Annotated in this window: 11 protein-coding genes; 10 read left to right on the top strand and 1 reads right to left on the bottom strand. The window is 63.8% G+C overall.

Features of this window, described 5'->3' with window-relative positions; translation table 11 throughout:
* Window positions 1-22: 22 nt before the first annotated feature.
* The 6 genes from O6760_RS09165 to O6760_RS09140 all read left to right on the top strand — a co-directional run bounded on the left by O6760_RS09165 (window position 23) and on the right by O6760_RS09140 (window position 6,868).
* Window positions 23-868 carry an ATP/GTP-binding protein gene (locus O6760_RS09165; protein ID WP_269585077.1) on the top strand — a complete coding sequence of 282 codons (846 nt, stop codon included), beginning with the start codon at window positions 23-25 and terminating at the stop codon, window positions 866-868.
* A 275-nt stretch (window positions 869-1,143) separates the two neighbouring features.
* The gene (locus tag O6760_RS09160; RefSeq protein WP_269585076.1) at window positions 1,144-3,096 is read left to right on the top strand and encodes a DUF3604 domain-containing protein; all 1,953 of its coding nucleotides are present in this window, start codon (window positions 1,144-1,146) and stop codon (window positions 3,094-3,096) included.
* 43 nt (window positions 3,097-3,139) lie between these two features.
* A complete protein-coding gene (locus tag O6760_RS09155) occupies window positions 3,140-4,126 on the top strand; it encodes a SphA family protein (RefSeq protein ID WP_269585075.1) in 987 nt (328 codons plus the stop codon).
* 39 nt (window positions 4,127-4,165) lie between these two features.
* Window positions 4,166-5,008 (top strand): peptidylprolyl isomerase, encoded by an 843-nt coding sequence (locus O6760_RS09150; RefSeq protein WP_269585074.1) that lies wholly within the window; start codon window positions 4,166-4,168, stop codon window positions 5,006-5,008.
* Window positions 5,005-6,003, top strand: coding sequence for a HupE/UreJ family protein (locus O6760_RS09145; protein ID WP_269585073.1), 999 nt, complete (start codon window positions 5,005-5,007; stop codon window positions 6,001-6,003). Before O6760_RS09150 ends, O6760_RS09145 begins: the two co-directional genes overlap by 4 nt.
* Before the next feature lie 220 nt (window positions 6,004-6,223).
* Window positions 6,224-6,868 (top strand): class I SAM-dependent methyltransferase, encoded by a 645-nt coding sequence (locus O6760_RS09140; protein WP_269585072.1) that lies wholly within the window; start codon window positions 6,224-6,226, stop codon window positions 6,866-6,868.
* Window positions 6,869-6,881: 13 nt separating this feature from the next.
* On the opposite strand, the gene O6760_RS09135 is transcribed toward O6760_RS09140, so the two are convergent.
* Window positions 6,882-7,817, bottom strand: coding sequence for a LysR family transcriptional regulator (locus tag O6760_RS09135; protein WP_269585071.1), 936 nt, complete (start codon window positions 7,815-7,817; stop codon window positions 6,882-6,884).
* A 112-nt stretch (window positions 7,818-7,929) separates the two neighbouring features.
* Between O6760_RS09135 and O6760_RS09130 the strand changes: the two genes are divergently transcribed.
* The 4 genes from O6760_RS09130 to O6760_RS09115 all read left to right on the top strand — a co-directional run bounded on the left by O6760_RS09130 (window position 7,930) and on the right by O6760_RS09115 (window position 11,999).
* Window positions 7,930-8,862: a DMT family transporter gene (locus O6760_RS09130; protein ID WP_269585070.1), complete on the top strand. Its 933-nt coding sequence runs from the start codon at window positions 7,930-7,932 to the stop codon at window positions 8,860-8,862.
* Window positions 8,863-8,919: 57 nt separating this feature from the next.
* Window positions 8,920-9,297 (top strand): nuclear transport factor 2 family protein, encoded by a 378-nt coding sequence (locus O6760_RS09125; RefSeq protein ID WP_269585069.1) that lies wholly within the window; start codon window positions 8,920-8,922, stop codon window positions 9,295-9,297.
* A 354-nt stretch (window positions 9,298-9,651) separates the two neighbouring features.
* Window positions 9,652-10,446, top strand: coding sequence for an ABC transporter ATP-binding protein (locus O6760_RS09120; RefSeq protein ID WP_269585068.1), 795 nt, complete (start codon window positions 9,652-9,654; stop codon window positions 10,444-10,446).
* Window positions 10,443-11,999, top strand: coding sequence for a permease (locus O6760_RS09115; RefSeq protein WP_269585067.1), 1,557 nt, complete (start codon window positions 10,443-10,445; stop codon window positions 11,997-11,999). The genes O6760_RS09120 and O6760_RS09115 overlap by 4 nt, the downstream gene beginning before the upstream one ends.
* Window positions 12,000-12,046: the final 47 nt, after the last annotated feature.

The raw sequence follows: 12,046 nt of genomic DNA, 5'->3' as shown, positions 1-12,046 counted from the left end.
ACCGCTTCTGAAAGGACTTCCAATGCACATCAGGACATCCCTCGCCGCCGCTCTCCTTCTCGGTGCCACTTCCCTCGCCGCGCAAGCGGGCACGCTGTGGTCAACCGAGGGTTTCGACATGCCTGAATCGGTTCTGTTCGACCCGGCCAACGACCGCCTTGTCGTCAGCGTCATGGAGGGCGCTCCCAACGCGGTTGACGGCAACGGCCACCTGGCACTGCTGTCGCGGGACGGCCAGGTTCTGGACACGAACTGGGCCACCGGCATGGATGCACCCAAGGGCATGGCGCTCATGGACGGCAAGATTTTCGCCGCCGACCTCACGCATCTGCGCGTCGTCGATGCCGCAACGGGGGCGCTTCTGGACTCCCTCCCGGCAGACGGCGCCATCTTTCTCAACGATGTCACCACCAGCGGCGAGGCTGTCTTTGTCTCGGACATGATGGCAAACACGATCTGGCGCTACGCGGACGGCCGTCTTAAAAAGTGGCTGGAAACACCGGAGCTCAATCATCCCAATGGCGTGCTGTGGGACGAAGGACATCTGCTGGTCGGGTCCTGGGGCAGCGGTCTCCAGAACGATTTCACAACGGAAGCGCCGGGCAGTCTGCTCAGCATCGACCCGGCGAGCAAAAAGATCTCGGTGCTTGTCCCCGACGTCGGCAATATCGACGGGATCGTGCGTCTCGACGGCAAACTGGTTCTGAACGACTGGATCAACGGCAAGATCTTCACGATCACGGCGGACAAGGCGGCAATCGAGATCGGGTCCGAACCGGCCGGACTTGCCGACATCGGAGCCCAGGGCGGCGTGCTCTATCTGCCGCATATGCTGGAAGGCCGTATCGAGGCGGTGACACTGGACTGAGGAACCGGAAAAAACGGTCCGCCGTCTCTCTCCGGGATGGCGGAACCCTGCGGATATTCAGCTCCGGGGAACCGGACCGCACGTTTCCTCCCAGACTAAATCAAAACTCGATTTTACCCAACGTCACCCTCGCGTATTGCCGACTTGTATGTTTCTATTGGTTCAACCGGAGCAATTCATTTCAAGGTAGTGCAGCCGGATGCGCCCAGGGGTTCCGGGACGCGGCTGAAGCCGCTGCCAGGACTTCAACGCACTCGTTTTCGAGGAGCACTGTGATGACGTCGCCATACCGTATTTCAAGGTTTCCTTCAGCGCTCCTGGTGTCGGCCGGAGCGCTTTTTCTTTCATCCGCTGGTCAGGCCCAGGACAGCGTGACCACGGATGGAGGCACCATCACCCCGTCCGAGGTCGGTCGCTTCTTCAACCAGCCGGGTTACTCGCCCTATGCCGGCCGGAATTTTCCCGGCCGCCCGCTCTGGGGAGAGATCCACCTGCACACGTCCTGGTCGCCGGACGCCATTGCCGCCGGAACGCGCGTGTCTCCGGACGAGGCCTTGCGCTATGCCAAGGGAGAGGAGATCACCTCGAGCACGGGCCAGAAGGTCAGGCTGTCCCGCCCTTACGACTTCATGATGGTCGCGGATCACTCGGACGCCCTCGGCATCATGGCCGGCGTTCTGGCGGGCGAGCCCGCCTTCATGGCCGATCCCAAGCTGAAGGAATGGAACAAGGGCATGAATGCCGGCGGTGATGCCGCGGCCAAGGTCGTCATCGAGATGATCACGCTGCAGGGCCAGGGCAAGCTGCCTGAAGCGGTCACCGACACGGACACCCAGTTCGACATGTGGCGCAAGATGACGGACATCGTCGAGGGCCATGACGACCCGGGAACCTTCACCGCGCTGATCGGCTACGAGTGGACCTCCAACTATGGCGGCGGCAACAACCTGCACCGCAATGTCGTCTATCGCGACGGCAAGGCGAAAGCCGATATGGTCCGTCCCCTGACCACCTTCGACACCGAGATCCCGAACGAGCTCTGGGACTGGATGGCGATGTATGAAGAGAAAACCGGCGGCAAGGTGCTGGCGGTGCCCCATAACGGCAATCTTTCCAACGGTCTCATGTTCGCGACCGAGACCCCGGACGGCAAGCCCATCGACGCTGCCTGGGCCGAGGCCCGCGCCCGCTTCGAGCCCCTCGTGGAAGTGACCCAGAGCAAGGGCACCTCGGAGCAGCACCCGAGCCTGGCACCTGCGGATGAATTCGCGAATTTCGAGATCTGGGACAAGGGCAACCTCAACGTGGTGCCCAAGGAACCCGGCATGATCGAATACGAATATGCGCGGCAGGCCCTGAAGCGCGGCCTGAAACTCGAGGACGAACTCGGCACCAACCCGTTCAAGTTCGGCATGCTCGGATCGACCGACGACCACACCGGCATCTCCTCGGCGGAGGAGAACAACTTTTTCGGCAAGTTTCCGGCCAGCGAGCCCGGGCCGGAACGCTCCACCGGCAATGCGTTCGATTTCGAGGGCCGCATCATCAAGGACTGGCAGCTCGGCGCGTCGGGCCTGACCGCTGTCTGGGCCCCGGAAAACACCCGCGCCTCCATCTGGGACACGATGAAGCGCAAGGAGGTCTACGGCACCACCGGCACGCGGATCGGCGTGCGCTTCTTCGGTGGCTGGGAGTTCGTGCCGGACGACGCCCACCGCCGCGACCCCGGCGCCGTCGGCTACGGCAAGGGCGTTCCCATGGGCGGCGACCTGCCCCCCGCCCCGGACGGCGGCACCGCACCGAACTTTCTTGTCGCCGCCCTCAAGGATCCGCTGTCCGGCAATCTCGACCGCATCCAGATCATCAAGGGCTGGGTCGATGCGGACGGAGGCTTGCAGGAAAAGATCCACGATGTTGCCTGGTCGGGCGACCGGCAACCGGATGCGGACGGCAAGGTGCCGCTCGTGGGCAGCACGGTGGACGTGGCCGAGGCCACCTGGACCAACACCATCGGCGCGCCGGAACTCATCGCGGTCTGGCAGGACCCGGACTTCGACCCGGCCCTGAAGGCCTTTTACTATGTCCGGGTTCTCGAGATCCCGACGCCCCGCTGGACCGCCTATGACGCCGCCTATTTCGCCGACGCGGATTTTGCGGACGACGTGCCGATGACCGTCACGGAACGCGCCTACACGTCACCGATCTGGTACGCGCCGGGAGGTGGTTAGGACCTGCTATCGCCAAGACCTCGCGATGTGGAAGGAGTGAGATATGGCTTTCGCGAAGATTCGGAACGCATTGAGAACCCGGCGCCTGCAGGTCACGGTTTTCGCGGCCCTTGCCGGCCTTCTCTCCGCACCCGTTGATGCCAACGCCGCCGAAAGCGGCACCGGATTCTATTTGCTTGGGTCAAAGGGACCGTTCGCAGCGGTGATGCCCGGACCGGGCGCCTATTTCCAGAACGACGTCTATGTCTATTCCGGCTCGGCCGGCGCCAGCCGCGACCTGCCGATCGGCGGCAGCATCGTCGCCAATATCGACGCCACCGCCTATATCGATCTCGCCACGGGTCTCTGGGTGCTGCCGCAACCGGTTCTGGGCGGCAACCTGGCCCTGCAGGCAACCCTGCCGTGGGGTGGGCAGAATGTGAACGCCAACCTCGCACTGGCTGGCGGTCAACTTGGCGCATCGACATCCGACACCGTTTTCACCATCGGCGATCCGGTCGTCGGCGCATCCCTGGGCTGGCACAACGGCAACTGGCACTGGGTCGCCGGCTTTCTCGTCAACGTGCCCATCGGCGACTACCAGGAAGGCGAAATCGCCAATGTCGCCTTCCACCGCTGGGGCCTCGACCTCAATGGCGGCGTGACCTGGTTCGACCCTCAGAGCGGATGGGAAGTGTCCGGCCTGGCCGGCATCACCTTCAACGGCGAAAACCCGGCAACCAACTATACCACCGGCACCGAGTTCCATTTCGAAGGTGCCGTGACCAAAACCTTTTCGCCGCAATTCTCGGCCGGACTGGTCGGCTATTTCTACCAGCAGGTCAGCCCGGACAGCGGCCCCGGTGCCAGGCTCGGCGATTTCGAGGGACGCGTGGCCGCCCTCGGCGGAACGGCGGGCTACAATTTCCAGCTGGGCACAACGCCCGTGGCGACACGGATCAAGGTCTACAGGGAATTCGCCGCCGAAAACCGGCTTGAAGGAACCTCCGCCTTTCTGACCGTGACAATCCCGCTTGGCGGTGCAAAATAGTTCGGAACAGGCCGTTCCCTTGAGGTGCTAAGCCAATTCATGATCCTTCAGAAACTGCTGAAATCTCCGCTGGTTCATTTCTTCGCCATCGGCGGACTGGTCTTCGCCGGCTACGCGCTGACCGCCGAGGAACCGGTCCTGCCACCCGCTGACACGATCACGCTGTCGGCCGGCGAGGCCGGGCGAATCGCAGACCGGTTTGCCGCCACATGGAACCGTCCGCCGACACCGGACGAACTCGCCGGGCTGATGCGGTCCTGGGCGCTCGAGGAAGCCTTTGTCCGCGAGGCGCTTGAGCTCGGACTGGACCGGGGCGACCCGGTGATCCGCCAGCGCTTGAAGCTGAAAATGGAATTCCTTGCGGAATCCGGTGCCGGTACGCTTGTTCCAGGCGACGAGGAACTCGAGGCGTTCCTGGCCGAAAACCCGGACCGGTTCAAACAGCCGGCACGGCTGGCCTTCGACCAGATCCTCTTGCCCGAGGAAATGGACGACGACCGCATTGCGGACCTTTTTGCAGCTTTGAAAGAGGGCGCGGACCCGGCAGGCTTCGGCAATGCGAGCCTCCTGCCGCCCTCCGTTCCCGTCACCCAGGCCCAGGTGATCGACCGGACATTCGGCAATGGTTTTCACGCCGCGCTTGCGGATCTGCCCCTGAACACCTGGCAGGGACCGGTGGAGAGCGGTTACGGCCGCCACCTGGTGCGGGTTACCGAGCGCAGGCCGGCCGTTCTGCCACCACTGACCGAAATCAGGGAAGACGTTCAGAGCGAATGGCGCGCCCGGAAGGCGCGACAGATGCGCGAGGCCTTTTCGGACGCGATGCTTGAACGCTACACCGTGACCCTGCCCGCGGCGAACGAAGTCCTGGCAACACAATGACCCGGCTTGTTCCCGTCCTTCTCCTCCTTTGTGTCATCTGGCTGCCTCAGAAGGTGTCTGCCCACGCCCTCGACCCCGGCTACCTGGAGCTGGTTCCCTTCGGGCCGGACACCTGGCGCGTGACCTGGCGGGTACCGGATGTCGGCGGAAAGCCCATGCCGATCGACGTGCGCCTGCCGGAACCTTGCGGCAAGCGGCCGCCCGCGCCCCCCGCTTTCGACGGGCGCGCCTGGTCCTCCTCCTGGATAGCCGACTGCCCGGGCGGGCTGGCCGGCGGCACCTTGCGCATCGACGGACTGGAGCGGACCAGCACGGATGTCCTGGTCCGCTATGAATTGACGCCCGGAGAAGGCCAGGTTCACCGCCTGACCGCAAGCGAGCCCGGCTTTTCAATTCCCGGACAGGCCGGCATCCGCGAGATCTTCACCAGCTACACGGGCCTGGGGATCACACACATCCTCGAAGGGCTCGATCACCTGCTGTTTGTCTTTGCGCTTCTGCTGCTGGTGCGTGGCCGCGCAAGGCTTTTCTGGGCAATCACCGCCTTCACTGCCGCCCACAGCCTGACGCTCGCCGCGGCGACCCTGGGCATATTGACCCTGCCCTCGCCCCCGGTCGAAGCGGTGATCGCCCTGTCCATCGTGTTCCTGGCCTATGAACTGACGCTGCCTCCCGGGCGGCGCGACCGGGTCACCGAAAACGCGCCCTGGATCGTCACCTTCGGCTTCGGCCTTGTGCACGGCCTCGGTTTTGCCGGCGCATTGCGCGAAATCGGCCTGCCGGAAGGCGACATACCGCTGGCCCTTCTTGCCTTCAACTTCGGCGTCGAACTTGGCCAGATCCTGTTTGTGATGCTCGTGCTGGCGGCGTTCGCGCTGGTCACCCGCCTTGTTCCCGCCGTTCTCGGCCTGCGTGCTGGCCTTGTTCGCGTGACCAGCTACCTGATCGGCAGCATGGCTGCCTTCTGGGTCATCGAACGGATCGCGGCTTTCTGATCCGGCTTGATGTCTCCCGATTTGAAAAATCGCCTACTTTCCGGTCTACTCGGCCACAGACACGGGCATTCGAAGGAGCGGGACCCACCCCATGATTTGAAATCACAGCAATCATTCCCACGTGAACATCGCCGAAAATTCAATTTCAGAAGTGGTCTCCATGAGTCAAAGCAGCATTCTCCCAAGACGCATTCGACGGTTTAACCGCAAAGTCGGGAATTTGCTCAACGGATCCGACCGGGACAGCCGGAAACTGGACGGTTCCGCGGTCCTTGCGGCCTACGCCCGCTGGGCGCCGGTCTACGATCTCATCTTCAGCGGCCCGCTCTACTGGGGACGGCGCGCGACGGTCAATCACGTCAATGCGCTGACCGGGCATGTCCTGGAGGCCGGCGTCGGCACCGGCATGTCCCTGCCTCTCTACGCCGACCATCTGCGCATCAGCGGCATCGACCTGTCCGAGGACATGCTCAGGCGCGCTCGGAAAAAATACGGAAGCAGGCGCAACATCGACGATCTCCAGGTGATGGACGCCGGCGAGATGTCCTATCCGGACAATCATTTCGACGTGGTCGTCGCCATGTTCGTGATGACGGTGGTGCCGGACCCGGATCAGGTGATCCGGGAACTGGAACGCGTGACCAAGCCCGGGGGCACCGTCATTCTGGTCAATCACTTCTCCGCGGACAAGGGCCTGCGCGCCGCGCTGGAACGGGGGCTGAAACGTTTCGGACACCGGCTCGGCTGGAATCCGGAATTCCCGAAATCCCGCGTGCTCGGCAGGACCTTCCTGACGCTTGAGGGCGAGGAAACCCTGTCCCCCTTCAAGCTATTCACGCTGCTGCGGTTGAAGAAGCCCGCCTGAACCCAGCGGTCCGTCAGGACACCGGGCGCGGATCCAGTCCGATGTCCCTGTCCCAATACGGCAACTCGGGATCGAAACTCTCCACCAGATAATCGATCAGGTAACGGGTGGCGCGCGGGATCAGTTGCCGGCTCGGAAACTGGAGGTGCAGCGACTTGGCGGGCATCTCGAACTCCGGCAAGAGACGTGTCAGCTCACCGCTGGCAAGGAAGGCATTGGCAACAAATGTCGGCACCCGGCCGATGCCGCCCCCCGCGACCAGGGCCGAACACAACGCATCGCTGTTGTTCACTTTCAGGTTTCCGGAAACAGGGATCCTCTCCGGCCCCAGAGAAGACCTGAATTCCCAGACATCCCTGTTGTCGGAATAGGAAAAGATCACGCAGTTCCGGGTCGCAAGGTCGGCCGGTTTTCCGGGAGCACCGTGCTGGCGGACATAGTCCGGGGAAGCGCAGATGACGCTGCGAAGTGGTGCGATCCTGCGCACGATCTGCGCGGAATCAGGCAGATCGCCGGCCCGCAGCGCAAGATCGAAATTGCCGTCGATCCGGTTCATCATGCGGTCGTCAAGCGTCACATCCACACTCAGTTTCGGGTGCGCCGCGAGAAATCCCGGCAGCCTCGGCACCAGGTGACGACCACCGAACGACATCGGCGCCAGAACCCTGATCTCGCCGATGGCCTCGTTGCCGAAGAGGGCCGCTTCCCGCTCTGCAGACTGGACCTGGTGCACCGCCTCGGCCGCGTGGGAGAAATATCGGCTGCCCGCCTCGGTCAGCGCGAGTTTGCGGGTACTGCGCTTGACGAGCTGGATACCCAGGCGCGCCTCGAGCTGCGTCACCCTGCGGCTGACCGCGGATTTGGTAATGCCCAGACGGTCCGCAGCCTTGGAGAAACTGCCTTGCTCGATAACGGCGACGAAGACCGCAAAATCAGGGATCGTTTCCATTTGGGTCTCTTTGTTGATTTGAGATCAACCAATAGTCAATCTTGCAGGATATAGTAAACACAGGCCCGCATAATAAATTGTCGTGAACCCCGCACAGGAGGAGTTCGCGTCAATGACCACAGCAAACAGGCATCCCCGGAAAACCGTCCTGCCGTTGATCGTGTTGGTCGGTGCGCTGGTGGGCGGCAATTTTTCGCTGGCCAAACATGTCGTCACGAGCGGGATCTCGCCTCTGCTGCTGTTCGAATGGCAGGTTCTGGGAGCAGGCCTTGTCCTGTGCGGTGTTCTCGCCCTCAGGTTCCGTAGCGATCTTGCCGCCCTCGCCACACGGCCCGTGCTTTTCTATTGCCTCGTCAATGGCCTGCTCGGAGTATCCGTTCCTCAGGTCCTGAGTTACTTCGCCCTGCAGCAGGTCCCGGCCGGCCTGTTCACGATGCTGGTCACCCTGTCGCCGCTTCTGACCTTCTGCCTGTCGTCTCTGGCGGCCCGGAAGCTGCTGCCGATGCGCCGGTTGGCCGGCATCCTGATCGGGCTTGCAGGTGTCACCGCCGCAACCGCCGGCGGGAACACGAGCGGTGGAGCAGGTCTTGTCTGGCTTGCCGCAGCCATGCTCACCCCGCTGTTTCTCGCCATCGCCAATGTCTACCGGGAACGGGCCATGCCCGCGGGCGCCAATCCCCTGGCGCTGGCCTCAGGCACCCTTGTCTCGCAAGCCGTGCTGTTCCTGCCGGTGATGCTGTTTCCGGGTGGCAGCGACGTGCCGGCGCAAGTTGCCGGCGGCCTTTTCCCGGCGGTTCTTTGCCTGTGCGCCGTGACGGCGCTCAGCTATGTCCTGACCTTTGAACTTTATCGGCGCACGGACGGGGTCGGCTTCAGCCAGGTCGGCTATTTCGTGACGCTGTCCGGCATTGCCGCCGGGGCATTCTTTTTCGGTGAACAGGTCACGCCCTGGTTCGCCTTCTCGACCGTCCTGCTGTTTGCCGGCATGGCCCTTTCCAACAGCCGGGCTTCGCTGCCACGCCGCCGGCTTGCCGGCAGCAGGTAGGCCCCTTTCACCCCCCACAAAAAACCCCACGCCGCAAAACCTTCAAGGAGACAGTCCATGCAGATCACCTGCCCGACCAGCAATCCGCACCGCGATCTCGTCGCCACGCTCTATTCCGCGGTCGACAATCTCAACGCGAAGGCAATCGGCAAGCTCGTCACGGATGACGTGCGGTTCCGCCTGGGCAATTTTGATGAACTCTGCGGGAAACAGGCCGTGATCGACGCCAACAACGCCTTTTTCGGCACGATTTCAGCCATGCGCCACACCATCGATGACATCGGCTCCGAGGGTAAAACGGTCTATTGCACCGGGTCGGTTCACTATACGCGTCAGGACAACAGCGAATTGTCCCTGCCCTTTGCCACAAGGCTGAAGCTGGACAGCGGGCGCATTGCCGACTACCGCGTTTACGTGGACGTTTCCCCCTTGTGAGGCAGGCAACCGCATATGGCAGACGCAAACTCCCGCTCCCGGTGGGAGAGGTAAATCTGGTGACTGCGGACAGGCCCGACCAAATGCAGAGACCACGGCTGTCACCCCGGGCGCGCGAAGGGAGGCCCGGGGCCTACCCGTTTGCAGAGAGATGGATTTTGCGGCACGTCGTCAACAACAGTCACGGGCATCCGCAAGCTGACACGCGAGTGGGCTCCGGGTCCGCGCTACGCTTGCCCCGGGTGACACGGAGATTGTCCAGCGGCACATCGTCGAAGAACGCTTGCCCGGGTTTTACCGGAACGAAAGATCCCTGACCTAGGCTGGTCGAAACCTTGTCCAAACGAGTGACTGATGCCGACCGCAAGCCCTGCTGCCCTCGAAATTCGCAATCTTCACAAGCGCTTCGGCGAACCCGCCGTGAACGATCTTTCGCTGAGGGTGGAGGCGGGCGAATTCTATGCCCTGCTCGGCCCGAACGGCGCCGGCAAGACGACCACGCTCCGGATGGTCGCAGGATTGCTGGAGGCCGATGCGGGCTCGGTCAAGATCTGCGGCATCGATGCCTTCAAGGACCCCATTGCCGCAAAGAAGATCCTCGCATGGGTGCCGGACGAACCGATGGTCTATGACAAGCTGACACCGCTTGAATATCTCGAATTCGTGGCCGGCCTCTGGAGCATGGAGACGGATTTCGCGCAAGCGAAGGCCGACAGCCTGCTCGAGGCGTTCGGGCTCGGCCCCCATGCGGGCGAGCGCTGCGGCGGGTTCTCCAAGGGCATGCGCCAGAAGGTGGCGCTGGCCGGCGCCCTGATCCACGAACCGCGCCTGATCATTCTCGATGAACCGCTGACGGGCCTCGACGCGGGATCCGCCCGGCAGGTGAAACAGGTGCTCACCGATCTCGTGGCCCGAGGCGTGACCGTCATCATGACGACGCATATCCTCGAGGTTGCCGAACGCATGGCCGACCGGATCGGGATCATCGCGCGCGGCCAGCTCGTTGCCGAAGGCACCATGACAGATTTGCGCACGCGCGCCAGCGCCGAGGGCCATTCCCTGGAGGATATTTTCCTCGGCATCGTCGGCGGCGCTCAGGGCGAGGCCCTGGCGGAAGACACGCCGGGCCTCGACGAGAAAGTGGCATGAGCCGGGCCCTGGCGCCCTCGGCCCTGGTGCGCTTTTCAAAGCATGAGTTGCGGCTCGCCTGGCGCGACTGGGCCTGGATCTTTTCCGGCTGGCGCAACACCAGCCTCAGGCGCACGCTGATCGGCATGGGCCTTTTCTACGCGCTCCTGCACTTGATCGCCTATGCCGCGCTCGCTCCCCAGTTTGCCGGCGGGCTCCCTCTCGACCAGACGGTGCTGGCGGTGATTTCGGTCTCGGTCCTGCTCAGTTTCACCATGATGCTGTCGCAGGCAATTGAATCGGTCACGCGGGCCTTCTATGCCCGCGACGACCTCGACCTGATCCTGTCCTCGCCCGCGCCTTCCCGGGACCTCTTCCTGGTCCGTATCGCCATGATGGCCGTCACCAGCTGGGTCATGTCCGCGCTGGTCCTCTCGCCCTTCCTGAACGTGGCGGCAAGCCTCGGCGGGGCCCATTGGCTTTCCGGTTATCCGGTCATCCTCGCCGCCTCGTTGACCGCGACCGGTGCGGGCATTCTGATAACGCTTGCCCTGTTCCGGACGGCCGGGCCCGGGCGCACGCGGCTTCTGGCGCAGATCCTGGCGGCGGTCGTCGGCGCGGCCTTCCTGATCGGATTGCAGGTGGTCGCGATCCTCTCCTTCGGCTCGATGTCGCGCTTCGCGCTTTTTGACGCGGACTTCCTGAGCCTGCATGTCCCGGGCGCAAGCTCGCTCTGGTGGTTTCCGGCGCATGCGGTGGCCGGTCAGGCAAGCGTCCTGCTCCTGTTGCTGGCAGGGTCTGTCACCGTTTTTGCCGCTGGCGCCTGGTGCGGCGCGGTCCAGTTCCGCCGCAGTGTGGTGCGGGCGCTCGGCGTTGCCGAGACCAGCCCACGCAGACGCGTAAAAGAGCGGGCCTTCCGCAGCCGCTCGGCCCTCGGGGCGCTGGTTTTCAAGGAACTGAAGCTGATTGCCCGCGATCCCTGGCTGGTGTCCCAGACGCTGATGCAGGTGCTTTATCTGGTCCCGCCCGCCGTGATGCTCTGGGTCAGTTTCGGCGAAAACACGGAGATTTCCGTGCTGGTTGCGCCGGTGATCGTGATGGCCGTCGGCCAGCTGGCCGGCGGGCTCGCCTGGCTGACGATCTCGGGCGAGGATGCGCCCGATCTCGTCGCAACGGCCCCCATCTCCCCCGTCACGCGCCTCGGGGCGAAAGTCCTGGCCGCCCAAGCGCTGATCGCCGCGGTTCTGCTGCCGATCACCCTCGCACTGGCCGTCCTGTCCCTCTCGGGTGCGCTTGTTACCTTTACCGGCGCCATGATCGCGACAAGCTGCGCGATCCTGATCCAGCTCTGGTTCCGCGCCCAGGCCAGCCGCACCAATTTCCGCCGCCGCCAGGTCGCCTCGAAGGCCTCGACCCTTGCGGAGGCCGGCGCCTCCATCTCCTGCGCGGGCGCAACGGCCCTCGTCGCGGCGGGCAGCCCGCTGGCGATAGCACCGCTTGTGCTGCTTTTGATCGTGCTGGGGAGTGCCTGGGGTGTGAGGCCGAGGCAGGACGCAGCCGGGTTCAGGGCTTGAAGCCGGCCCGGACCCGGCTTCTGGTCATGGTCCGGGCCGGCGACCCG

This window comes from Roseibium sp. Sym1, assembly GCF_027359675.1.
Taxonomy (GTDB): Bacteria; Pseudomonadota; Alphaproteobacteria; order Rhizobiales; family Stappiaceae; genus Roseibium.
The sequence above is the reverse complement of the archived record's forward strand: the minus strand, read 5'-3'. Positions and strand labels throughout refer to the sequence as shown.